The sequence below is a fragment of the Tsukamurella soli genome (assembly GCF_039541155.1).
Lineage (GTDB): Bacteria > Actinomycetota > Actinomycetes > Mycobacteriales > Mycobacteriaceae > Tsukamurella > Tsukamurella soli.
In genome coordinates this window covers 1-24,190 of sequence record NZ_BAABFR010000078.1, presented here as the reverse complement: position 1 = coordinate 24,190, position 24,190 = coordinate 1, and the positions used below count along the sequence as shown (strand labels likewise).

General features: G+C 70.3%; 20 protein-coding genes. 6 read left to right on the top strand and 14 right to left on the bottom strand.

The window, feature by feature from the left end:
* Positions 1–190 precede the first annotated feature (190 nt).
* The 7 genes from ABD908_RS19655 to ABD908_RS19625 all read right to left on the bottom strand — a co-directional run bounded on the left by ABD908_RS19655 (position 191) and on the right by ABD908_RS19625 (position 6,204).
* On the bottom strand, positions 191–1,168 hold the full coding sequence (locus ABD908_RS19655; RefSeq protein WP_344999110.1) for a zinc-binding dehydrogenase: 978 nt from the start codon (positions 1,166–1,168) through the stop codon (positions 191–193).
* A 33-nt stretch (positions 1,169–1,201) separates the two neighbouring features.
* A complete protein-coding gene (locus ABD908_RS19650; RefSeq protein WP_344999107.1) occupies positions 1,202–1,630 on the bottom strand; it encodes an organic hydroperoxide resistance protein in 429 nt (142 codons plus the stop codon).
* Positions 1,631–1,645: 15 nt separating this feature from the next.
* Positions 1,646–2,077 carry a MarR family winged helix-turn-helix transcriptional regulator gene (locus tag ABD908_RS19645; RefSeq protein ID WP_344999105.1) on the bottom strand — a complete coding sequence of 144 codons (432 nt, stop codon included), beginning with the start codon at positions 2,075–2,077 and terminating at the stop codon, positions 1,646–1,648.
* A 129-nt stretch (positions 2,078–2,206) separates the two neighbouring features.
* A complete protein-coding gene (locus tag ABD908_RS19640) occupies positions 2,207–3,064 on the bottom strand; it encodes an aldo/keto reductase (protein WP_344999103.1) in 858 nt (285 codons plus the stop codon).
* Positions 3,061–3,492, bottom strand: coding sequence for a cupin domain-containing protein (locus tag ABD908_RS19635; RefSeq protein WP_344999101.1), 432 nt, complete (start codon positions 3,490–3,492; stop codon positions 3,061–3,063). Before ABD908_RS19635 ends, ABD908_RS19640 begins: the two co-directional genes overlap by 4 nt.
* Before the next feature lie 502 nt (positions 3,493–3,994).
* Complete coding sequence (locus ABD908_RS19630; RefSeq protein ID WP_344999099.1) at positions 3,995–5,566, bottom strand: glycerol-3-phosphate dehydrogenase/oxidase; 1,572 nt, start codon at positions 5,564–5,566, stop codon at positions 3,995–3,997.
* Positions 5,563–6,204, bottom strand: coding sequence for a TetR/AcrR family transcriptional regulator (locus ABD908_RS19625; RefSeq protein WP_344999097.1), 642 nt, complete (start codon positions 6,202–6,204; stop codon positions 5,563–5,565). Before ABD908_RS19625 ends, ABD908_RS19630 begins: the two co-directional genes overlap by 4 nt.
* Positions 6,205–6,244: 40 nt before the next feature.
* Here ABD908_RS19625 and ABD908_RS19620 point away from each other — a divergent pair, with 40 nt between their 5' ends.
* Both ABD908_RS19620 and ABD908_RS19615 read left to right on the top strand, forming a co-directional pair.
* Entirely contained in the window at positions 6,245–7,846 is a 1,602-nt protein-coding gene (locus tag ABD908_RS19620; protein ID WP_344999095.1) for an FAD-binding oxidoreductase, read from the top strand.
* 38 nt (positions 7,847–7,884) lie between these two features.
* The gene (locus ABD908_RS19615) at positions 7,885–8,754 is read left to right on the top strand and encodes a diacylglycerol/lipid kinase family protein (RefSeq protein ID WP_344999113.1); all 870 of its coding nucleotides are present in this window, start codon (positions 7,885–7,887) and stop codon (positions 8,752–8,754) included.
* 70 nt (positions 8,755–8,824) lie between these two features.
* Here the strand turns inward: ABD908_RS19615 and ABD908_RS19610 are convergent, their stop codons facing one another.
* The 3 genes from ABD908_RS19610 to ABD908_RS19600 form a co-directional block, all read right to left on the bottom strand.
* Positions 8,825–10,444 carry a purine-cytosine permease family protein gene (locus tag ABD908_RS19610; protein ID WP_344999093.1) on the bottom strand — a complete coding sequence of 540 codons (1,620 nt, stop codon included), beginning with the start codon at positions 10,442–10,444 and terminating at the stop codon, positions 8,825–8,827.
* A 98-nt stretch (positions 10,445–10,542) separates the two neighbouring features.
* Entirely contained in the window at positions 10,543–12,555 is a 2,013-nt protein-coding gene (locus ABD908_RS19605) for a hydantoinase B/oxoprolinase family protein (protein WP_344999091.1), read from the bottom strand.
* A gap of 43 nt (positions 12,556–12,598) precedes the next feature.
* Positions 12,599–14,650: a hydantoinase/oxoprolinase family protein gene (locus tag ABD908_RS19600; RefSeq protein WP_344999089.1), complete on the bottom strand. Its 2,052-nt coding sequence runs from the start codon at positions 14,648–14,650 to the stop codon at positions 12,599–12,601.
* A gap of 377 nt (positions 14,651–15,027) precedes the next feature.
* Here ABD908_RS19600 and ABD908_RS19595 point away from each other — a divergent pair, with 377 nt between their 5' ends.
* Entirely contained in the window at positions 15,028–16,131 is a 1,104-nt protein-coding gene (locus tag ABD908_RS19595; RefSeq protein ID WP_344999087.1) for a transporter substrate-binding protein, read from the top strand.
* Here ABD908_RS19595 and ABD908_RS19590 read toward each other — a convergent pair.
* Positions 16,099–17,610 (bottom strand): helix-turn-helix domain-containing protein, encoded by a 1,512-nt coding sequence (locus ABD908_RS19590; RefSeq protein WP_344999085.1) that lies wholly within the window; start codon positions 17,608–17,610, stop codon positions 16,099–16,101. The genes ABD908_RS19595 and ABD908_RS19590 overlap by 33 nt on opposite strands.
* Positions 17,611–17,889: 279 nt before the next feature.
* Between ABD908_RS19590 and ABD908_RS19585 the strand changes: the two genes are divergently transcribed.
* Both ABD908_RS19585 and poxB read left to right on the top strand, forming a co-directional pair.
* Positions 17,890–18,510: a glyoxalase gene (locus ABD908_RS19585; protein ID WP_344999083.1), complete on the top strand. Its 621-nt coding sequence runs from the start codon at positions 17,890–17,892 to the stop codon at positions 18,508–18,510.
* A gap of 144 nt (positions 18,511–18,654) precedes the next feature.
* Positions 18,655–20,367 (top strand): ubiquinone-dependent pyruvate dehydrogenase, encoded by a 1,713-nt coding sequence (gene poxB / locus ABD908_RS19580; RefSeq protein ID WP_385924355.1) that lies wholly within the window; start codon positions 18,655–18,657, stop codon positions 20,365–20,367.
* 452 nt (positions 20,368–20,819) lie between these two features.
* On the opposite strand, the gene ABD908_RS19575 is transcribed toward poxB, so the two are convergent.
* Together ABD908_RS19575 and ABD908_RS19570 are read right to left on the bottom strand one after the other, a co-directional pair.
* On the bottom strand, positions 20,820–21,227 hold the full coding sequence (locus ABD908_RS19575) for a VOC family protein (RefSeq protein ID WP_344999079.1): 408 nt from the start codon (positions 21,225–21,227) through the stop codon (positions 20,820–20,822).
* The gene (locus ABD908_RS19570) at positions 21,224–21,469 is read right to left on the bottom strand and encodes a hypothetical protein (protein ID WP_344999077.1); all 246 of its coding nucleotides are present in this window, start codon (positions 21,467–21,469) and stop codon (positions 21,224–21,226) included. Before ABD908_RS19570 ends, ABD908_RS19575 begins: the two co-directional genes overlap by 4 nt.
* A 280-nt stretch (positions 21,470–21,749) precedes the next feature.
* Here ABD908_RS19570 and ABD908_RS19565 point away from each other — a divergent pair, with 280 nt between their 5' ends.
* Positions 21,750–22,886 (top strand): mechanosensitive ion channel family protein, encoded by a 1,137-nt coding sequence (locus tag ABD908_RS19565; RefSeq protein WP_344999075.1) that lies wholly within the window; start codon positions 21,750–21,752, stop codon positions 22,884–22,886.
* Positions 22,887–22,898: 12 nt separating this feature from the next.
* Here the strand turns inward: ABD908_RS19565 and ABD908_RS19560 are convergent.
* On the bottom strand, positions 22,899–24,190 hold a 1,292-nt coding region (locus ABD908_RS19560), incomplete at its 5' end, for a DUF885 domain-containing protein (protein WP_344999073.1).

The following is a 24,190-nucleotide window of genomic DNA, read 5'->3' as shown; positions in this document are numbered from 1 at the left end:
GGGAACGCAACGCCAGATCCTGCGCCGACTTCCGGCGGCGAACCCACCGCTCCAACTGCTCACGCTCTTCTCCCGAGAGGGTCACCTCGGGCAGAACAGGTCCGCGTCGCGACATACTCCCATTCTACAAACTAGAAACGAATTAACGACGCGACACACTAGACGGTCGCAGTCGCAGCGTTCCAGACCGTCAGGGGCGCAGCAGGACCTTACCGATGCGGCCGGGGCGGGCGGACGCGGCCACTGCGGCGCGGATGTCGCCGAGCGGGTGCACGGAGTCGACGGGGAGCCGCAGCGAACCGTCGGCGGCGGCGCGGAACACCTCGGACATCAGCTCGGCGCTCTTCGCGGGGGACATCTCCTCCCCGATCCGCTTGGCCCAGAACCCCTTCACGGTGAGCTGACGGAAGATCAGCGGGCCCGACGGCAGCACCATGTCCGACGATCCCATGGCGCCGAACACCACCAGGGTGCCCTCGTCGGCCAGCAGCGTCGCGACGTCACCGCTCGCCGTGCCGCCCACGGAGTCGACCGCGGCGGTGAATCCGCGGTCGCCCGCCAGTGCGCGCGCCTGCGCCCGCCAGTCGTCGCCGTCGGTCGCGACGATGCCCGAGATACCCTGCGCAGCAAGCTGTTCGACGGCTTCCGGGCGCCGCACCAGCCCGACGACGGTGACGCCACGCGCGGGCGCGAGCTGCGCGAGGATGGTGCCGACGGCGCCGTTGGCGGCGTTCTGTACCACCGCGTCGCCCTCGCGTACGCCGAGGAAGTCGAGCAGCGATACCGCGCTGAACGGCATCGCGACCAGCTGGGCCGCGGTCTCGTCGTCGATCTCGTCCGGCACGGGGATGAGCGCCCGGGCAGGCGAGAGGAAGTATTCGGCCCAGGTTCCGAAGGCCGCGCGGGTCACCACCCGCTGGCCCACGGCGACCCCCTCGACACCGTCGCCCACCGCGTCGACGACGCCGACGGCCTCGGTCCCCGCACGCGCAGGCAGGTCCGGCTTGAAGCCGTAGCTGCCGCGGACGGTCCACAGGTCGTGGTTGTGGATGGTGGCGAGCAGGGTGCGGATGCGGACCTTGCCGGGCCCGGGCTCCGGAGTGGGGACGTCCTCGACGGCGAGGACCTCCGCCGGACCGCCGAAGCTGTGCTGGACGAGTGCGCGCATGTGGGTCTCCTCGGTGCGGTGGGTGGTTCGGCGTCAGTCGGCGGCGACGGTGACGGCCACGTCGATGTTGCCGCGCACCGCGTCGGAGTACGGGCACACCGCGTGCGCGGCGTCGGCGAGCTTCTGTGCCTCGGCCTGCTCGAGCGTCGGGATGATCACCTCGAGTGCGACGGCGAGGCCGAAGCCACCGTCGTCGGTGGTCCCGAGGCTGACCCGCGCGCCCACGCTGGAGTCACCGATGTCCACCTTCTGTGCGCGGGCGACGGCCTGCAGCGCCGAATGGAAGCACGCGGCATATCCGGCGGCGAAGAGCTGCTCGGGGTTGGCGCCGTTCCCGCTGCCGCCCAGCTCCTTCGGCATCGCCAGCTGGAAGTCGACGGTGCCGTCCGCGGTGCGGACGTGGCCGTTGCGGCCGGCGCCGGTGGAGAGGGCCTCGGTGGTGTACTTGATGTCGAGCGACATGAATCCTCCTGTGTATCAGTGAGATCGGTGTGCGTCACAGAATCGGTTGGCGAGGTCCCGGAGCAGGACCGCCTCCTCGCGGGACAGTGCGAGCTTCGATCCGACCGCCCGCTGCACGTGCGCGACACGCGGCTGCATGGCGCGGCCCGCGTCGGTGACGTGGATCGTGACCAGGCGTTCGTCCGCCGACTCGCGGCGCCTCTCGACGAGGCCTATCGCCTGCAGTCGCCGCAGCAGGGGCGACAGGGTGCCGCTGTCGAGGCGCAGGCGCCTGCCCAAGTCGGTGACGGTGATGCCGTCCTCCTCCCAGAGCGCCAGCAGCGTGACGTACTGGGTGTAGGTCAGGCCGAGTTCGGCGAGCCCCTCGCGGTATGCGCCGGACGCGACGCGCGCCGCCGAGTAGAGCGCGAAGCACACCTGCGCGTCGAGCTGCAGTTCCTGTTCCACGCCTTCGATGATGCCACGCAATCGAGATGGATACAACTAAGTTGTGCACAACTATTGTGCGGTGGGGTCGAACGCGACGAGTCCCCGGGCATCCCTGCCCGCCGCCTTCTCAGCCGTCGCGGTGCTCCGTCACTTGCCGCTGTAGACGGGAAACACGCTGGAGTCGCCGTAGTCCTGTTCGTCCAGGTTCCGCAAGGCCGCCATGTCCTCGGCGGAGATCACGAAGTCGACCTGCGCGTTGGAGCGCATGTGGTCCGGGTTCGCGGTCTTCGGTAGCGACACGGCGCCCAGCTGCAGCGTGTAGCGGATGCACAGCTGCGGAACGGATGCACCGTACTTCTCCGCAATCGCCGCGACGTCCGCATTGCCGAGGATCTCGCCATGGGCGATGGGCGAGTACGCCTCGACGAGGATGCCCTTGTTCTCGCAGTAGGCGATGAGCTCGCCGGGTGTGTTGCCGGCGTGGACGAGGATCTGATTCACCTGGGGCGTGATCGTGCCGTGCTCGAGGATGTCCTCCAGATCCTCCGGTAGGAAGTTGGAGACGCCGACGGAGCGGACCCTGCCGGCCCGGTGGGCCGCCTCCAGCGCCCGCCACGCGCGGCGATTGCCCTCGGAGTAGTCACCGCCCCGGAAGTCGCTCCATGGTTGCGGGGCGTGGATCAACAGGAGGTCGATGTAATCGACGCCCAGTTTCTCCAGTGACCCGTCGATCGCTGCCACGGCCTGGTCGTAGTCCTTGATCTCGGCGGCGAGCTTGGTGGAGACGAACAGTTCCTCGCGGGGTACGCCGGACGTGCGGACGCCCTCGCCGACGCCGCGCTCGTTGCCGTACGCCTGGGCGGTGTCGATGTTGCGGTAGCCGATCTGCACCGCCGCGCGGACTGCATCGGCGGCCGCGGCGTCGTCGATGAACCAGGTGCCCAGTCCGAGCTTCGGGATCTCGATGTCGCCTGCCAGGGTGTAGGTCTCGTTCAGGATGCTCACGCGGCGTCTCCGTTCTTCGGCAGCTTGCCGTACTCGTCGTCGGTGACGGGTTCGAGCCATTCGTTGCTGGGATCCTCACCCGGAGTGATGAAGGCGACGTGACTGAACCAGGAGTCGGCCTTCGCGCCGTGCCAGTGCTTCGTGCCGACCGGCACTCGGATCGCGGTGCCGGGCTCGAGGCTGACGGGGTCCTCGCCCTCGGCCTGGTACCAGCCGCTGCCCGCCGTGCACAGGAGGATCTGATCGCCGCCGCCGGTGCCGTGGTGGATGTGCCAGTTGTTGCGGCATCCAGGCTCGAAGGAGACGTTGCTGACGGGCACGCTCCCCGAGGTCAGCGGTGCGAGGTAGCTCTGCCCGATGAAGTACTGGGCGAAGGCGTCGTTCTTCGGCCCGAGCGGGAAGATCTGGTCGAATTCGTTCGCGGTCATGTCTCTCCTCGTGGTTGTGAGTGGTGTGCATGGTTGTGAGTGGTGTGCGGAAATCCGTGGCCGGGGTGTCGTGTCACTCGCCGACGTGCACCGGCACCGGCATATGCACTCATGCTTCTCCGGTCCTCGCCTGTGCGGGAGTCCCACCCGATAGAGGTACCGCGAGGGACTCTCTCGCACCGGGCCCGCCGCCTGCGGTCGAGGATGTCGGCACAGACCTCGTGGACGACTGGATCGATGGCACGGCTCACCGCCCACCAGGAGAAGATCCGGCAACGACGAGCCGACGCCGCCGAACCGGAGAGACGAAAAGCAGAGGAGGAGGAGGAGATGAGCCTGGACGAACTGCGAGCCGGTCGGCCCCTGCGACGGCGAGAACATGGATCGAATCGAAGCAGAGATGGCGGTCACCGAGCACCTGTACACGCCTGAATCCCTGGGCTGACCCAGACTCTGCTCGCTGAGCGCATAGGGGTCAGGCAGGCCCGTGTCTCCAATCCGTTTATCGCGCCGCGGTCAGGGCCCGATCCGCCGCCGCCCGCGCGCGCTCGGCGACGGCGGGCGTCAGCGACAGCCGGGTGCGGCGCTCGAGCAGGTCCGCCACGTCCAGCGCGCCCTCGGCGGCGGCGCCGAACACCAGCTCCGCGCCTGTGATCTCGGTGCCCACGGCCACGGGGCGGGCCAGCAGCGGATCCGAATCCGCAAGGGCGGCCACGGCCACGGCCTCGGTGCCGTACCGGGCGACGAGCCGGGCGGGCGCGTCGACCGCGGCGAGCGCCGCCGGGGTTCCCGCGCCGACCAGCGGGATCGCCCGCGTGCGGCACGGCCCCGCGGGCAGTCCGGACTGTTCGACGGCCGCGTCCACCGCGTCCTGCGCCATCCGCCGGTAGGTCGTGAGCTTGCCGCCGACCACGGTCACGAGGCCGTCGGCGCGGGTCAGCACCGCGTGCTTGCGGCTGACGTCGGCGGTGGTGCCCTGGTCGGACTCGAGCAGTGGCCGCAGCCCCGCGAAGCTGCCGACGATGTCGGCGCGCGTGAGCGGCGTCGCCAGCGCGGTGTTGATCACGCCCAGCAGGAAGTCGATCTCGCCGTCGGCGGGCACCGGAACGTCCGGGATGTCGCCTGGGGCCTCCTCGTCGGTGAGTCCCACATATACCCGGCCGTCGGCCTGGGGGAGCGCGAAGACGTACCGCCCGAACGAATCCGGCACCGGCACCGTCAGGCCCGCGGTGAGCCCGACACCGTCGACGGCGAACGAGGTCGCATCGAATACGAGGTGGGTTCCGCGGCTCGGCCGCAGCCGGACGCTGGCATCGACGCCCGCGGACCACACTCCCGTCGCATTGACGACCGCACGCGCGGAGAGCCGCAGCGACGATCCGGTCAGCGCGTCGGTGAGCAGGGCCGAGGTCCCGGTGACATCGGTGGCGGCGCAGTGGGTGATCACCCGCGCGCCGTACAGGGCCGCGGTGCGGGCGATCGCGACCACGAGGCGCGCGTCGTCGATCAGCTGGCCGTCCCAGTTCAGGAGGCCGCCGCGCAGGCCGTCGCGGCGCACCGTCGGTGCCATCGACGCGACCCGGTCGGCGTCGATCCGGCGCGACCGGGCGAGCGTCGAGCCCGGCGTGTGCGCGGCGACACGCAGCGCGTCGCCCGCGAGGAAGCCGACCCGGGTGAGCGCGGCGTCGGCGCGGCCGATGCTCGGCAGCAGCGGGACCACCTGCGGCAGCGGCCGGACGAGGTGCGGCGCGATCGCGCGGATGAGCGCGTCGCGCTCCACGGCGCTCTCGTGCGCGATCCCCACCGCGCCGGACGCGAGGTACCGCAGTCCGCCGTGCACGAGCTTCGAGGACCAGCGGCTGGTGCCGAAGGCGAGGTCGCAGCGCTCGACGAGGACCACGGACAGCCCGCGCGTCGCGGCGTCGAGTGCGACCCCGGCGCCGGTGACGCCGCCCCCGATCACCAGCAGGTCGACGGCCGGATCGGACTGCAGGGCAGCCAGATCGGCTGATCGACGGCCGGCCGAGAGGATGGACGCGGGGGAGACGGCGGGGCGGCGGGGGTGATCGGTCATGGCTTCAGGTACCTCGTGAGGAGTTCGGTGAGCTGGTGGTCGAGGACGTCGGGTGTCGCGAACACCGGCCCGGTGAGGGCGAAGGACCACGCGAGCAGCAGGATCGCGGTGGCCAGTTCGTGTGGGTCGTCCTGGCGCACCACGCCCGCGGCAACGGCCTGGGTGACGACGGCCTCGATGCGGTCGAGTTGGGCGGTGGATGTGCGACCGGTGCGTTGCAAGAGGTACGGCGTGAGCCACTCGGGGTCGAGCTCGACGATCCGGCGCAACAGCGGGTGCTCGCGCGACACGTGGACCAGATGCACGACGAGCCCGACGAGGACGTCCAGGGGTTCGGTGGCGATCGCGGCGTCGAGCTCCGCTCCGGTGGGTGCCGCGTCGAGCACCGCGTTGAACTCGCGAGTGGTGACGGATGCCGCCAGCGTCTCGATATTGGGGAAGCGCCGATACAGGGTGGCACGCGAGACCTTGGCAGCCCGGGCGACGTCTGCCATCGTGGTGCGACGGATCCCGACGGTGGCGATCAGGTCACGGGCGGCATCGAGGATCACGTCCTCGGGGATGGCGTTGGCGGCCGTGCGGGGGCCGGGGGGTTCGGCGGGCCCCGCCACCTCGGAGTTGAGATCCTGCGACATCATGTGTACAAGTGTATCAGCAACTTGTACCGAAGGGACCCCCATGACAGAGACCGCCCTGACTCCCGTCACGTTCACGCCCGGGCGGTGGGGCTCGCCGGAGTCCTCGATGCACCTGTCCGACTCCGTGCGCGGCGCGCTCGGCTTCCTCGGAATCACCGAGCCCGCGCCCACGCCCGTCCCGTTGGACGCAGTCGAGCTGCCGGTCTGCCGGCTCGAGGGTGCGGCGCTGGACGCGCTGCGCGCCACCGTCGGACCCGAACACGTGGCCACCGACCACGACGCGCGCCTCGCGCGCCTCCGCGGGTTCTCCACGCCCGATCTGCTGCGCCTGCGCGCCGGCGACGGTGCCGACGCTCCCGACGCGGTCGTCGCCCCCGCCACACACGACGAGGTGCTCGCCGTGCTCGCCGCATGCCGCGCGAACGGCCTGGCCCTCAGCCCGTTCGCGGGCGGCACATCGGTGACCGGTGGCCTCGCGCCCGACCGCGGACGGCCCACCGTCAGTCTCGATCTGCGCCGGATGACCGGGCTGCTCGCCCTCGACCCGGTCTCGCAGACCGCGACGCTTGCCGCCGGAACGCGGCTTCCCGAGGCAGAACGGCTGCTGGCCGCAGAGGGATTCGAGATCGGCCACTTCCCGCAGTCGTACGAGGGCGCAACCGTCGGCGGGTGCGCCGTGACCCGGTCAGCCGGGCAGTCGTCGGCCGGCTACGGCCGGTTCGACGACATGGTGGTGGCGCTCACGGTGGTCACGCCGATCGGTACCGCCACCGTCGGGACGGCGCCGAAATCGGCTGCGGGGCCGGATCTCCGGCAGCTGTTCCTGGGCTCCGAGGGTGCGTTCGGTGTGGTCACCTCCGTGACCGTCCGCGTCCACCCGGTGCCCGCGGTACGGCGGTTCACCGGCTGGCACTTCCCCGACTTCGCCACCGGTGCGGCGGCCATGCGCGCGTTGGCGCAGGCGAACATCCGCCCCACCGTGCTGCGCCTGTCCGACGAGGCGGAGACCGGGCTGAACCTCGCGAATCCCTCCTCCGCCGGCGCTTCGGCGGTCACCGGCGGCTGCCTGATGGTGGTGGGCGTCGAGGGCGACGAGCTCGACGTCGACTGCCGCGAGCGATACCTCACCGCGCGGCTGGCCGAACTCGGCGGTACCGACCTCGGGACCGCGCCCGGGGAGGCATGGCGGGCCGGGCGGTTCCGCGGCCCGTACCTGCGCGACCCGCTGCTCGACGCGGGCGCGCTCGTCGAGACCCTCGAGACCGTCACCTGGTGGTCGAACCTGGAGCGGCTCAAGGGATCCGTCACCGCGGCGGTCACCGACGCGCTCGGTGCGCAGGGCACACCCGCCGTCGTGATGTGCCACATCTCGCACGTGTACCCGACGGGGGCGTCGCTGTACTTCACCGTGATCGCGAAGGCGCTCGACGACCCCCTCGGACAATGGATGCGGGCCAAACAGGCCGCCAACGCTGCGATCCGCGCCGCCGGCGCGTCCATCACGCACCACCATGCGGTCGGGACCGACCACCGCGCAACCTATCTGGAGGAGATCGGCGATGTGCAGCTGACCGCGCTGCGGGCCGTCAAGGCCGCGCTCGACCCGGAGAACGTGTGCAACCCCGGGATCCTGCTCCCGTGAGGCCGCCGGCGCCGGGAGCGGAGCGGGCGGGCCGAATGATGCAGGTCGTGGCGATCGCCAATCCGATCTCCGGTGGCGGGGCCGCGCGCCGACGGTGGCCCGCGCTGGAGGCGGCCCTCACCGCCCGCGGCATCGATGCCCGGGTGGTGTGGTCGACCGGCGCCGCGGACGCCGCTGCGCGGGCCGCCGAGGCCGCGAGCGACGGTGCCGTGGTGGTCGCCGTCGGTGGCGACGGCCAGATCCGTGACGTCGCCGCCGGGGTGATGACGGTGCCGGGCGGTGTCCTGGGGATCGCGCCCGCGGGGCGCGGCAACGACCTCGCACGGCATCTGCGGCTACCCGAGGAACCGGGCGCCGTCGCCGACGTGCTGCGCGGCGGACGCCGTCGCACGATCGACACCGTCGACGTGGGCGGGACCACCGTGCTCGGAAACGTCTACGCGGGGATCGATTCCGAGGCGACCGAGGTGATCAACCGGATGCGCCCGCTGGGGACCGCGGCGTACCGCGTCGCGCCGGTCGTCGCGGCCCTGCGCTGGCGGCCGGCCCGCTTCACCGTCACCGTCGACGGCGCGGCGGAGACCCTCCTCGCGCACATGGTGGTGGTCGCGAACTCCGGCGACTACGGCCACGGGCTGCGGATGGTTCCGTCGGCCGACGTGGGCGACGGCCGGCTGGACGTGCTGATCGTCCGCGGTGACCGGTCGAAGTACCGGCTCGCGAACCTGATGAGCCAGGCCGAGACCGGCGCGCACATCGGCCGGCCCGAGGTGCTCGTGCGGTCGGGCGGCAGCGTCACCGTCGCCGCCGACCGAGCCGTACCCGTGCATGCCGACGGGGACTACCTCATGGAGCTGCCGTTCACCGCCGACGTCCGGCCGAGGACGTTGACGGTGCTGGTGCCCTGACAGCCCGGCGGGCGACATGCGGACGCGGCGACATCGGTCACGATGTCGCCGCGTCGGCGGAGGTGTCTCGCTAGCGGAGCCGGTCGGCGGCCTCCTTCGCGGCGGCCCGTTGGAACTCTCGGTCGTCGGAGGCGCAGGCGAGGCAGATCGGCGCATGGGCGGCGGAGGGATCGCGGTCGGTCTCGAAGGCGATGTAGCTGTCCTCGCACCGGTGGCACCGGATCCGCGCCTCCCACACGTCGTCGACCTCGTCGCGCGGGTCGTGCGGCCGGGCCATCGTGAACCAGCCCGGCCGGCTGAACCGGAGGGCGACGGCGTAGAGGAGGCCCGCCACCACGAACGCGGCCGGCGGTGCCCAGACCGCGCCGGCCGTACCGCCGAACGCGACCATCGGCACACCGATGGCGGCCGACACGCCCCAGGCGCCGAGCCCCGCAGGGTTGACTGCGGGCACCCGCCCGGGCCGGAACTCCAGCGAGTCGGTGGGTATGCGCCGCAGCCGCATCCACAGGATGTGGGTCAGTGCCACCGCGACCCAGCCCACGATCAGCACACCCTGGTACTGCAGCGCGACCACGATCCAGGACAGCACGTTCGTCAGCATCATCAGGTACACGAGGACCGCCACCACCACGACCCAGAACGTCCGGGGCATCGAGAACTTCATCGTCCTGGCGAAGAAGTTCTGGAAGTTGGTGGACGAGAGGTAGAAGTTGCCGCTGTTGACGCGGGTCTGACTCACCAGCACCCAGGCCAGGCCCCAGATGCCCATCATGCCCACGACCCCGAGGATCGCCGAGTTCTCGGACAGGGCACCGGAGATGGTGATCGTCTGTGCCAGGAAGATGCCGACCATCGCGTTCACGAGCAGCGTGACCACATAGAACGGCGCACCGAAGGTGGTGCGGCCGTTGACCTTCGCGTCCTGCGGCCGGCCGAATCGGGCGAAGTCCCAGACCATCATCGTCACGACCCACACGCCCATGTACACGACGAACGCGTACCACCACCCGGGCACGCCCAGCGAGGACGCGGACTTCGGTGTGTACGTGAGCCATTCGTTGTGGTAACCGTACTTGACGATCGCCCAGACGACGGACCCGACCAGCCCCAGCGCATAGAGGGGCAGCAGCAGGCCGTTGAGCTTGTCGAGCCAGGTGGTCACGCCGCGCCAGGCGAGGGGAGCCTGGTACAGCACCACCACGAGGAACCAGAACGCCATCGGCAGCACGCCGAAGTACGCCTTGAGGGCGGAGGCGACGATCGACCCCTCGGCGACGACGTAGTAGGCGATCGTCAGGCCGAACAGCGCCGCGGCGAATGCGGATCCGGCCCGCCCGAACAGGACTCGGGAGAACAGCGACACGCTCGTGCCGGTCTCGTTGGCGAATCGGGCGGCGACGGAGTTGATCAGCGCGTAGGCGAGTACCGACATGCCGATGCCGATCAGCGAGTCGATGGTGCCGACGGCGAGGGCGACGGTGGCGCCGACGACGACGAAGAACATCGCGCTCATCAGGCCGAACCAGGCCATCGCGACGGAGGTGCGGGAGCTGCGCCAGGAGCGGGGGACGATGTGCAGTGAGTAGTCCTCGCTCGCCGCGCGGGCGACGACCGACGGATCGTCGACATAGGTGATGGTGAGCGGCGCGAGCGGCGCCGAGTCGGGCGGACTGATCTCCGTGGTCATGGTTTCCTCTGGATCTGTCGAATGATGCCTGATCAGGTGATGGGCGGTGGGCCGGCGTCGTCGCCGGCCCACCGGGGAGTGGTGTGGAACCGGGCCGGCTACGCGGAGACGGGGCTGTCGACCCGCAGGGCGCCGGCGACGTGGTCGATCTCGGGGTCGTCGGTCCAGTGGATCACCGTGCGGCGCTGCAGCATCGCGCGGAACTGGGCGGTGGTGGTGTCGAGGACCGCGCCGGATCCCCAGTCGAGGATCACCCCGTACTGCCGGACGCAGTCCATGTCGTTGACCAGCCCGGCGCGGTACTCGGCTGCGACCTCCTCGGGGTCGCGGTCCAGCCACCGGTGGCGGTTGTCGCGGATGTACTCGCGCGCCGCCACGGTCGCGGGCAGGTCCACCTCGTACTCGAAGACCTCGGGGTCGACCTCGCGGATCACCACCCCGTAGTCCTTCTCGGCCCGGGCGATGGTGACGTAGCCGTCGACGACGTCCTCGAGCACGTCGAGCACCTTGCGCCGCAGCGGATCCCCGAGACCGCCGCCGCCCGCGGACGGGCGGGTGAACTCATCGCCCGACTTGATCGGGACCGCGGCGAAGATCGACCCGAGGTACTGCTCGTCGTCGGTGCCCTTGTTCAGCCAGACGCCGTGCGGAATGGAGGGCAGACCGCCCCACAGGCCCCAGGTCACCGACCGCTCCCGGTCGCAGCAGTACGACATCACCGTGTTGTCGCTCGCCCAGAGCCGGCCGCCCTTCTCGGCGCCGAGCCCGCCCCGCTGCATACCGGGCCCGCCGGAGTCGGGGACGAGTTCGTGACACGAGGTGAGGACGGGCGCGAGTCGCTCCTGGCCCTCGAACGGCTGCGTGCCGTACTGGACACCGAACACGGCCGCGGACGCGTTGTAGCCGTCGCCGCCGTTCCGGGCGCCCCAGCCGCCCATCATCCAGTCGTACCACATGAAGTTGGGGTTGCCCTCCTCCCTCTCGTCGCGCCCGCCCACCAGGAGGTATTCGAGGTTGAACGTGCAGGCCATCGCGCGCTCGGGCTGGATGTCCGACCAGATCTCGAACACCGAGTTCATGATCTTCTCGAAGGGACCCGAGCAGAAGCCGGCGCACGGCGACGGCCAGTCGGCGTTGACGACCGAACCCACCGGTCCGAGGTCTGCGGTGACCACGCGGTAGAAGCCGGAGTTCAGCGGGATGTCGGGGAACTGCATCTTGGTTCCGGCGACGATCCCCGCGAACGAGCCGCCGAAGCCCGCGTTGAGCATCGAGGAGATCGACGCGTGCGAACCGGTCAGGTCGTAGTGCACGGTATCGCCGGAGATGGTCATCGTCATCTTGACGGGGATGAGTCCCTCGCCGTGCGCGGGATCCTGGTCGATGTAGTCCTCGGTGTACCAGACACCGTCGGGCAGGGCGGCGATCTTCGCGCGGGTCAGCTCCTCGACGTACGTCTGCACGTCGGCCATCGCCGTCTTGACCGTCTCGACACCGTATTTGCGGCACAGCCGCTGGATCTCGCGCTCGGCGACCCGGGTGGCCTCCGCCTGGGCCTGCATGTCGCCGATGATGTCCCGCGGGTTGCGGGTGTTCTTCGCGATCAGGTAGGCGACGTCCTCGAGGAACACGTCCTCGCGCCACAGCCGGGTCGGCGGGATCCGCAGTCCCTCGCCCATGTGGTCGAGCGCCTTGACGTTGAACGAGCCGGGGGTCGCGCCGCCCACGTCCGCCCAGTGGCCGTTGGCCTGGGCGTAGCCGAGCAGCTCGCCCTCGAAGTAGATCGGGCGGATGATGCGGGTGTCGTTGAAGTGGCTGCCGCCCTCGTAGACGTCGTTGATCACGAAGACGTCTCCGGGGTGGATGTCGCCCTCGAACTGACGGATCACGGCCTTCGCCGTGTAGTGCAGCGTCCCGACGTGCGCGGCGATGTCGCCCGTGCCCTGCATGACGGTGTCGCCCGCCGGATCGCAGAGCGCGGAGGAGAAGTCGCGCGAGTAGATCACGAACGAGTAGCACGTCCGGAGGATCTGCTCGGCCATCTGGTCGACGGTGTTGATGAAGGCGTTCTTGAGGACTTCGAACGTGACGGGATCGAGCGATGTGGGCATGTCTGTCCTGCCTGTGTGGGGAGCGCGGGCTCGGGGAGGGATGTCAGTCGGTGTAGGTGAGGATGAGGTTTCCCCACTCGTCGACGCGCGCGGTGGTCCGCGGCGGGACGACGGTGGTCGAGTCGAGCTGGTCGACGATGCACGGGCCGGCCAGCACGGCGCCCGCGGGCAGCGACGACCGGTCGTACACCGGTGTGCGCAGGCGTGCGACCTCGTCCGGGAACAGGACCTCGCGGACCTCGGTCGGCGTGGCGGTGAAGTCCGCCGGGTCGATCAGCGGCGCTGGCGCGACGTCGCCGCGCGGCGTCAAGCCGATGGCGCGCACCGAGATCCGGTAGATCTCGACCGCCGCGTCCTCCGACGCGAAGTTGTGCTCGCGCAGGTGGTTCGCGTGGAACGTCGAGACGACGTCGCCGAGGTCGGTCAGCGGCATCGAGACCGGCACCGAGATGGCGCGCCACTGGCCGGAGTACCGCATGTCGAGGTAGTACTCGAACACCATGTCGGTCGGCGCGACGTGCTCGGCGACCAACCGCTCGCGGCCCTGGGCCTGCAACTCCTCGAACGAGCGCGTCAGGTGGTCGAGGTCGGCTTCGGCCGCGTCCGCCAGATACATCGTGGTGATGTCGTGCTGGATGTCCACCAGCATGCATCCCATCGCGGAGGTGACGCCCGGGTGCGGCGGGATGATCACCGTCGGGATGCCGAGGTCGCGGCCGAGATACGCGGCGTGCAGCGGACCGGCACCGCCGAACCCGACGAGGGCGAAATCGCGGGGGTCGTGTCCCTTCCGGATCGAGATCAGGCGGATCGCGTCGGCCATATTGGCGTTGGCCACCTTGATGATCGACTGCGCCGCGGTGTCGACGTCGAGGTCGAGCGGGGCGGCGATCCGTTCGATCGCGGCGCGGGCGCCGGCGACGTCCAGCTCCTTGACGCCGCCCGCCAGCTTGGTGCCGACGGTGCCGAGGATCAGGTTCGCATCGGTGTTGGTGGCGGCCTCGCCGCGACCGCCGTAGCACGCGGGGCCGGGGTCGGAACCCGCGGACTGCGGCCCGTTGCGCAGGGACCCGGCATCGTCGAGCCAGGCGATGGACCCGCCGCCGGCGCCGATGGTGAGCACCTCGATGCTGGGGAAGCAGATCGGGTAGCCGAACTCCACGCTCCAGGTGTTGGTCGTACCCAATACGCCGGCGTCGGTGAGCGATACGTCGGTGGACGTCCCACCCATGTCGAAGCCGATGGAGTTCTCGTAGCCACACATCCGCGCGATGTGGCGGCTCGCGATCGCGCCGGCGGCGATGCCCGACGCGGCCAGGCGGGCACCGTACTTCTCGGCCATCTTCGGGGTCATCACGCCGCCACCCGAGTGCAGCAGTAGCACGTCGTGCTCGTACCCGTTCTCCGCGAGGCGGGCCTCGAGGGTTCGCGCGTACGGGCCGATGATGGGGACCAGCGCGGCGTTCGCGACGGTCGTCGAGAACCGCTCGTACTCGAAGATCTCGGGCAGCACGTCGCTCGACGTGGTGACGGCGACGTCGGGCAGCTCCTCCGCGAGGATCTCCGCCATCCGGTTCTCGTGCGCGGGGTTGGTGAACGAGTTGACGAAACACACTGCGATGGTCTCGATCTCGCGCCGACGCAGGATCCGGGCGATGTCACGGGCCTGCTGTTCGTCGAGGGGCTCGAGCACCGTGCCGTCGTAGCCGATGCGTTCGCGGACGGTCATCCGGTGCCGGCGGGGGACGAACGGCGGCGCCACCTCCTGGTAGGGGTCCCACGACTCGCGGTCGCCGCGGCGGATCTCGATGACGTCACGGAATCCCTCGGTGGTCACCAGGGCGATCTTGGGGAACGAGCGGGTGATCAACGCGTTGGTCGCGATAGTCGTTCCGTGCGAGAAGAACTCGACGTCGTCCCAGCTGACGCCGGCCTGCTTCATGCCGGCCAGGACACCCTCGATCGGGTCCGCCTGGGTCGGATACTTGGCCGTGACGATCCGACCGTCCGGACGCTGCACGAAGACGTCGGTGAACGTACCGCCGATGTCCACTGCGGTCCGGAACTTCGTCGGCCTGCTGATGGCCTCGGTCACTGCGCCTCCTAGGGTCGTGTGGGTCGGCACCATCGGACGGTGCCGGTGAGCACAACGAAACTCGCGGCGAGGCCGGCCGACAATTGGTTCATCGTCCGAACGCGGGGCTGCCGCGCTGGATGTCGGCACAGGCGCCAGCAGTGCCGAACCAGCGTCGACCTGCGACGATGTGGCCGGAGTGCGCCGTAACGGGTGCGTGTCGGACACGAGAGCGCAACGCGTCGTCACGAGATCGAAACGAGCGGTCTCGTCCCCGATACGCCGGATACCCGCCGGGGTTCACGTCCGGTATCGGCTGGAAGTGGACGGTGGCATAGTGGTCACCGGGTCCCGGAAACCATCCGCGTGGAGCCCACGGCCGTCGAGGAGGAACGCGCGTGAGGATCGGAATGCAGTTCTCGCTCACCGGATCCCTCGCCGCGGTGGAGGAGTCGATCCTCGACGGGGCGATGCTCGCGGTGCACGAGATCAATGCGCGCGGCGGTGTGCTCGGCGCGCCGCTCGAGACCGCCGTGTACGACGACGGCTCGAAGGTCCTTGCAAGCGTGCACGCGATCAATCACCTCTGTCGCGCGGAGCAGGTCGACGTCGTGGTCGGCGGATACACCTCGGCGAGTCGCCTGGCGATGGCGCCGGCCATCCACGAGAACCGTTCGCTGCTGATGTATCCGACGTACTTCGAGGGGGAGGAGACCGACCCTCGGATCTTCTACTGCGGCGCGATCCCCAATCAGTTCGCCGCCGACTATCTCTCGTGGATCGGGAGCAATCTGGGCCGCCGGATATTCGTGGTCGGCTCGGACTACATCTATCCGCGGGTGATGGCGGAGGTCGCGCGGCGGTACGGCGGCCACCTCGGCATCGAGACGGTCGGGGAGCGCTACGTGCCGCTGGGGGAGACCCGATTCGACGCGGTGGTGGAGCACATCCGGCGCGCCGCACCGGATGTCGTACTGTGCAACGTCGTGGGGCTCGACTCGACCACGGCGTTCTACCGACGGTTCGCGGCCGCGGGTCTGGACGCCCGCCGCCTGCCGATCGCGGCCACCGTCACCACCGAGATCGAGCTCGCCCGGATGCCGCACGAACTGAGCGAGGGCCACTTCATGGTGGCCACCTACTTCGCCTCCCTCGACACCCCGGTCAACCACGCGTATCGGTCCGCGTTGCGGCAGGTCCGCGGCCAGACGAGCTGCCATGCAGCGCAGGTCGGCGCGTACAACGCAGTCCACGCACTGGGCCTGGCGGCCGAGTGGTCGGGTGCGGCGGATCCGGTCGCGCTGGCGCGGGGACTGCTCGCGGTGCGGTTCGACGCCAACCCGGAAGGGGTGCCGTTCCAGCTCCGCGACAACCATCACAGCGCGCACCCGGCGTACGTGGCGACCGCGGAGAGCGGCGAGTACCGGATTCTGACGGAGTTCGCGCCCCGCCCGGCCGATCCGTGGTGGTCAGGACGGAAGGCGGCCCTCGCGCTCGGCTGACTCGTGCACGCACAGCGCGACGTAGTAGTCGACGCGGTCGGTCAATGCGCCGAGGTCCCGGCCGGTGAGCTCCTCGATGCGCGATAGGCGGTACCGCAGCGTATTCGTGTGGATGCCGAGTTCGGTCGCCGTCGCGTTCCACTGGCAGTCCAGCGCGAGGAAGGTGCGTAGGGTCGTGAGGTAGCCGGTACCCCTCCTACGGTCGTAGTCGATGACGGGTTCGAGCAGGATCCGGTGCATCGCACCGGCCTTGGCGGGATCCTCGGTGATCAGGGCGGCGGCCATCGGCACGGGCAGCGCGAGCGCGGGCGAGTCGGATGCGTCCGCGCGCGCGTCGCGGTCGGCGAGCTGCCGCGCGCTGATCAGTCCGCGGACCAGGTCGTCGCTCCCCGCGACGATCGTCGAGCTCACGCCGATCGCTATGCGGTGCCCGTGCTGCACTCGGAGGAGCTCGCCCAGTGTGGCCACCGCCGAGTCGAACTCGTCACCGTCGTCCCCCGCGGGGTCGGCCTCGATGAGTGCGTACGCGTACCCGCGATGAGTGCCGACGGAATGGGACCCGCCGCTCTGGAACGCCAGGTCGAGGAGCGCGACCGTGAGCTGCCCGTCGCGGTCGGACGCCTCCTCGGGGGATGCGACCGCAAGCGCCCGAACCCGTTTCGGTACACCCAGTCCGAGCGCCGCGGCCCAGGGATCGAGCGCCGCCGCCGTCGACGTCGCCTCGACCAGCTCACGGATCAGGGCCGATTCGATTCCGCGACGCGCGGACCGCTTCGCGTCGATCGAACGCAGGATCGCCGACAGTTCGCTGCCGAGGAGCTCGATCCGCTTCGCGTTCAAGGCGGTCCGGCCGGGATTCGCTATCGCCAGGACTCGGGACGGCCCCGCCACGGACAGGCACATCGTGGCCGCCGTCGATCTGCGGGCCGGCGCGACCTGCGTCGAGCCGAGCACCCGGAGCGCCCACGCGGGATCACTCGGGGCGGTACCGCCGATCACGCACCCGGGCAACACAAGCCACGACGTCGTGTCGGCCTGCCCGTCGAAATCGGTGAGCGTCCGGCGGATCGACGCCACGTCACCGTCGCCGCCGGACGAGCTGGCGGCGGACTGCGCACCGGCGTCCAGCGCCGCGGTGAGCTGGGCGAACGTCGCGGCGCGGGGGAGCACGAACAGGGGCAGCGAGTGCGCGCGGCAGCCGGCCACGAACTCGGGCGGAAGGTTCGGGTCGTCCCCGTCGACGACGACCGCGAGGACCCGCTGGGATGCGAGCACGGCCGCGAGTTCGCGGGGCGGAACAGTAAGGGCGGACCAGCATCTCGACGGTGCGTGGGCGACAGATCCCGCCGCGGCGTCGACCGGTGTATCGGGCTCGATCGCGTACAGCGCCTCGACCGGTCGGAGCCGGACCCGTTCCGCGCTGTCCGGGGTCAACGATCGCAGCCCCGCGCGGGTGACGAGCTCGGCGACGGTCGCCATGTGCCTCCCGCTCGGGCTCCGTGGACGGCTGATGTAGTCGAGTACACAACGCTACTAGCGCCGGCCCGGATGCGCAGTGCAGCGCCTGCGCGCGCATCCGAGCAAGCATCCGTGAGTTCTGGAGACATCGCCGATTCGATGGTCCGCACGCCGTGCGGCAGCGGGGTGCGCATGATGTACGGGGTCGCCGTCGACGCCCTTGACGGGTGCGCGGTGACCGGTCTCGAGTGAGCAGGAATCGAGAAGCCCGCGCGGGATCCGGGTCGTAGCGTGCTCGGTATGACTGGTATCGCATTCCTGACCCTCGAGGTCGACGACGTCGACTCGGCACGCACGTTCTACGACAACGCCTTCGGGCTCGGGCTCGGGCTCGGGGACCGGCTCCGGCTCCGCGCGTCCTCCGGCCCCACCACAGGCTTCCGGGGCTTCGTCCTGTCCCTGGTCGTGGCCGAGCCCGCGGTCGTCGACTCCTTCGTCGAGCCGGCGCTCGCAGCTGGTGCGACTGTGCTCAAGGCCGCCCGGAAGTCGTTCTGGGGCTACGGCTCCGTGCTCCGGGCACCCGACGGGACGATCTGGAAGGTGGCGTCCTCGGCGAAGAAGAACACCGGCGCGCCGGTGCGCACGATCGACGATCTGGTGCTGCTGATCGGTGCCGGCGACGTGGCGGTGACCAAGGCGTTCTACACGGAGAAGGGGCTGACGGTGACGAGGAGCTTCGGGCGCAAGTACGTCGAGTTCGCGGGGGATCCGGGCGGGGTGAAGCTCGCCCTGTACGGGCGCAAGGCAGCCGCGAAGGATGCGGGGGTGGCGCCCGAGGGCACCGGCTCGCACCGGCTGGTGGTGGGCGGCGATGCCGGCACGTTCGCGGACCCGGACGGATTCGAGTGGGAGCAGGCCTGACCCGGTCTCGTGCCTGCGCACGCAGGCGGCCGATGTCGGCGGCGGCGCTGCGGGGTAACGTTCGGGCGGCGGGCGATCCGACCTGACCCGACTAGCCGACCCGATGGGGGGAGCACTGTGAGCTCTGGAGACATCGCCGATTCGATGGTCCGCACGCTGTACGGCAGCGGGGTGCGCAGGATGTACGGAGTCGCCGGCGACTCCCTCAACGGCCTCACCGACGCGCTGCGGCGCGACGGCCGGATCGAGTGGGCGCATGTCCGGAACGAGGAGGTGGGTGCGTTCGCGGCGGGCGGCGAGGCCGCGCTCACCGGGGAGCTCGCGGTGTGTGTCGGTAGCTGCGGCCCCGGCAACCTGCACCTGATCAACGGTCTGTACGACGCGCACCGCAGCCGCGTGCCGGTCCTGGCGATCGCCGCGCACATCCCGCGGGTCGAGATAGGTACGGACTACTTCCAGGAGACGCACCCCACGGCGCTCTTCGCGGAGTGTTCGAGCTACGTCGAGCTGGTGAGCACGCCCGAGCAGTTCGCCACCGTCTTCCAACAGGCACTGCGGCACGCCGTGTCCGAGAGCGGTGTCGCGGTGATCGTGGTGCCGGGCGAGATCTTCTTCGCCGACGCCCCCGCGACCGACGTTCCCGCCGTGCGGGTTCCGCACTCGGCGACGGTGCCCGGCGCCGAGTTCATGGCCGACGCGGTGGCCGCGATCGACGGTGCCGCACGGCCCACGATCCTGGCCGGCGCGGGCTGCGCCGGCGCGCACGACGAGGTGGTCGCCTTCGCCGAGCAGATCAAGGCGCCCGTCGTGCACGCCCTGCGCGGCAAGGAGTGGCTCGAGTACGACAATCCCAACGACGTGGGCCTGACCGGCCTGATCGGCTTCGACTCGGGGTACCGCGCGATCGAGCACTGCGATCTGCTGATCATGCTGGGCACCGACTTCCCCTACCGCGCGTTCCTGCCCGAGGGCGTGCCGGTGGTCCAGGTGGACATCCGGGGCGAGAACATCGGCCGCCGGGTCACGGTGACGCACCCGCTGGTGGGCACGGTCAAGGAGACGGTCGCGACGCTGTCGCGGCTGGTGCAGCGCAGGTACGACGACGACTTCCTCACGAAGATGGTGGGGCACTACAACCGTCGCCGCGCCCGGCTCGACGACCTCGCTGTCCCGGGGCGGGCCGACGAGACGCCGCTGCATCCGCAGTACGTCGCGGCCACCGTCGACCGCCTCGCCGCGGACGATGCGGTGTTCACGTGCGACGTCGGCACGCCGACGGTCTGGTTCGCGCGGTACGTCCGGATGAACGGGCGCCGCCGGATGCTGGGCTCGTTCAACCACGGCTCCATGGCGAACGCCCTGCCGCAGGCGATCGGCGCGCAATCGATCGACCGGCGCCGGCAGGTGATCGCGTTCTCCGGCGACGGCGGTATCGCAATGCTGCTCGGCGACCTGATCACCTTGCGGCAGTTGAATCTTCCCGTCAAGATCGTCGTCTTCGACAACAGCGCACTGAGCTTCGTCGAGCTGGAGATGAAGCAGGCCGGGCTGGTCAACTTCGGCACCGACCTGCAGAACCCAGACTTCGCCGCGATCGCCGAGGCCACGGGTGTGCGGGGCTTCCGAGTGGACTGCACGGGCGACCTGGAGGCGGCTGTCGGCGCCGCACTCGCGCACGACGGTCCCGCGCTGATCGACGTCACCGTCGCCCGTCAGGAGCTGTCCATGCCACCCAAGGTGACGCTGGCGCAGATGAAGGGCTTCACCCTGTACGCGACCCGGACCATCCTGTCCGGGCGTGGGGACGAGATCGTCGAGCTCGCGAAGACCAACCTGCGGGAGATCGCCGACCTGTAGCACCTCTTCGGAGGTCCCCGTCCCTGCGCTGCGTCGCAGTCCCCAGCTCAGATCGCACGTTCGATCGGGAATGGGGCATGGCGTGGGGGAGGCGACCTGCGCTGGTGGAGCCTCGCCTGACGTGACCGGTGCATGTACGTGGCCTGTGCATGTATCCGAGCACGCCGGCAATCGCCCGTCCGCGCCGGTCCTTCAGCCGCGACACGCCATCAGCCGGTCCGCGCGGCGGGCCTCGGTGTCCGAGGACAGGGCGGTCGCTTACCGACGGTGCAGACGCTGACCGACGGTGCAGACGCTGACCGACAAGCGCCCCCCGATAGGCGTCTCGACGTTCCGTGGGCCGCCGCACGGTCGGTAAGCGTCTGAAGGCCCGGCCGGCGCGCCACGACAGCCGATCACAGATGCCGGTGACATCAGAGGCGAAACACGCTACGACGGCTGTGCAGCGGTGGTCAGCGGAGCCGCCGGTCGATCACCTCGCGGGGAAACTGTTGGGGTGTCGGATAGGTGACGAGGACCCGGATGTTGTCGGGATCCAGGCCGTCCACGAAACTGACCCCGTCCAGTGTGTTCGAGTACGTGCTGGGGTAGCGGGTGCGCAGCCGTTGCTCGATGGCGTGCAGTTCCTCGGGGCTGTCGGCGGACCAGATGATCTGCTCGACGCCGATATCGTCGATCTCGCGGATCCGGCCCGCGTTGTGCGTGCGGAGATAGATCTGGAAGCCGTCCGGCGCCAACAACAGTGCCGCGTCCGGCTCGCGGATCGCGACGGTACACCCGAATACGCCGCGGTAGAAGTCCACCGATCGCTCCAGGTCGGCCACTCGCATCAGACACGATGCGATTCGCGCTGCACTCATCTCGTCATCTCTCCTCGGGGGCCGGTATCTCGGACGGTCTCGACGCCCACCGGGTCGTCCGGTTCGCCGTCAGGAGCGTCGATGTCCCGGTCGGCGCGGCTGCGCAGGTAGGAGTCGAACCTCTCCTTCCAGGCCGCGGCGTGCGCCCGGGCGATGTCGGTGAGGACACCGTCGAGATCGAACAGACAGGCCTGTATCGACGTCGGCAACCGGACGGCCGAGGCACGCGCATGGGAAGGCACCGTCGATCTCCTCCCTGACGGGACTGATCTCCCGCAGCGTAGCACCGCGAACCGCCGGGTCCGGGAAGGACAACCCGCGGCGGCCGCCGACCTCCGACGATCGACGTGGGTTCCGGATCGGGGCGGAATTAGCAGAATTCCGGTTGCGCGGTGTGTCGCTGCGCCGGATTCGTTGTTCGCTGTGAATAAGGTTGATGCGGCGAATCAATGAGGCTCGAAATCACGGCAGTCGTCCGGCTCGGTCGCCACCGGTCCGGCGTCCTGACCGGAAGGAGCGGTTATGACCACCAACCTGGCCATCGACTACGGATCCGGGGTGTCGGACGCGTGGCGATCGATCGCGACGTTCGTCCCGAAGCTCGTCGCGTTCCTGGTGATCCTCGTGATCGGCTGGATCGTCGCGAAGATCCTGGCGCGCATCGTGACCGTGATCCTGGGGCGACTCGGTCTGGATCGGCTGGTCGCACGGAGCGGCGTCGGGGATGCCTTGGTTCGCAGCAACTACGACGCCGCCCGGCTGCTGGCGAAGGTGGTGTACTACGCGGTCCTGTTGATCGCGCTGCAACTCGCGATCGGCGTCTTCGGTCCGAATCCCGTGGGCGACATACTCACCAAGATCGTGGCGTGGCTGCCGAAGCTGTTCATCGCCATCCTGATCATCGTGATCGTCGCCGCTATCGCGCGGGCGGTGAAGGACCTGGTGCGCGGCGCGCTCGGTGGCGCCTCGTACGGGCCGGCCCTTGCCACCCTCGCGTCGCTTCTGATCTGGGGCGCGGGAATCGTGGCGGCGCTCAACCAGATCGGCGTCGCCACCACCGTCACCACCCCCGTCCTGATCACGGTGCTCGCTACCATCGGTGGTATCGCGATCGTGGGTGTCGGAGGCGGCCTGGTGCGGCCGATGCAGGCGCGGTGGGACGACTGGCTGAGCAAGGCCGAGCAGGAGATCCCGGCCCGGCGTGCCGAGCGCGCCGCCGCCGGGCCCGCGCCGGCCGACGACGGTGGCGGGCGGCACGCCGGCTTCGCATCGCAACCGGAACCCGGTGCGCCGCAGGGATACGGACCGGGGTATCGGGGGCCGGAGGGTTACAGTGCGCCGCAGGGATACCCCGCGCCGCAGGGCTACCCGGATCCCGCGGGCCGTTCCGCGCCCGACGGTGGCGGCGAGGCACCGTCCTCGCCCGCGACCGTGGCGATGCCCGTCCAGCCCCGCACTCCTGCGCCGCAGGGACCGTCGTACCGCCCGGGGCCGGGGCCGGTGTCGCCGCAGCACCCCGGCCCGACGCAGGCCCCGTTCGGTCAGTACGGCGAGCGACCGCCGTACGAGCCGCCGCGGCCCAGCCGCCCGCGGCACGGCGGGCCCCAGCAATCGGGCTGGGACCTCCCGCCGGGCACCGATCCCGGACGCCGCGAGTAAGGCGTCCGAGGCTCAGGCCAGGGCGGTGGCGAGGGTGTCCAGGCCCATGCCGCCGAGCGCCAGTGCGTCCGAGTGGAACTCGCGGAGCGTCGCGGCCGGACGCGCCGTGAGATACGCGTCGCGCGTGCGTTCCCACACCCGTTGGCCCACCGCGTACGACGGTGCCTGGCCCGGCCAGCCGAGGTAGCGGTGCAGCTCGAAGCGCAGCACCTGCCGGTCCATCGCGCAGTGGTGCGTGAGGAACTCCCACGCCTTCTCGTACGTCCAGGCGCCACCGCCGATCTCGTCGGGGGCGGGCAGCCCGCAGTGCACGCCGATGTCGAGGACCACGCGGGCGGCGCGCAGCCGCTGCGAGTCGAGCATGCCCATGCGCTCGCCGGGATCGTCGAGGAAGCCGAGGTCGGCCATGAGACGCTCGGCGTACAGCGCCCAGCCCTCGCCGTGCCCGGACGTGAACGAGAACAGCGTGCGCCACCGGTTCAGCAGCGGCGACACCACCGACTCTCCGATCTGCAGGTGATGTCCCGGCACCCCCTCGTGGTACACGGTGGTGGTCTCCTGCCACGTGTGAAAGGTGTCCTGCCCCTTCGGAACCGCCCACCACATCGTGCCCGGACGGCTGAGGTCGGCGGACGGCCCCGTGTAGTAGATCCCGCCCGACCCCGACGGCGCGATCCGGCAGGCCAGCCGCGTCAGTCCGGCGGGGATGTCGAAATGTGCACCGGCCAGCGCGGATACGGCTGCATCGGACTTGTCCTGCATCCAGCCCCGCAACGCGTCTGTACCACGCAGGGTGTACCGCTCCTCGGCGTCGAGTCGGATCAGGGCCTGGGCCACCGCATCCGGGCCGTCGAGGTCGGGATACAGCTCGCGCGCGACGGCCGACTGCTCGCCGACGATGGCGGACAGCCGCTCCTGGCCCCAGGCGTAGGTCTCCTCCAGGTCGATCACGGTGCCGAGAAACGCGCGGGAGTACAGGGGATACGCGTCCCGGCCCACGCCGAGCCCGCCGGGCGCATCGAATCCGACCGCCACGGGGGCGATCCGGGCGTCGAGGAACGCCGCGAACCGCCGGAACGCCCCGCGTACGTCGTCGGCGAGCCCGTCGGGCGCCGACGCGACCCGGCTCAGGTGGGCGGCGACGGTGTCGGCCGCCTCCACCGCCTGCGTGCGACACTGCTCCACCTGCAGCCGTGGGAACGGCCACGCCGCATCGCCGTCGGGTGCGGCACGGGCGCGATGATCGTCGGGCCGATCGGCAAGGCGGTGGCCAAGAACGCCAAGGCCGACCTGGAGAGCTCGCT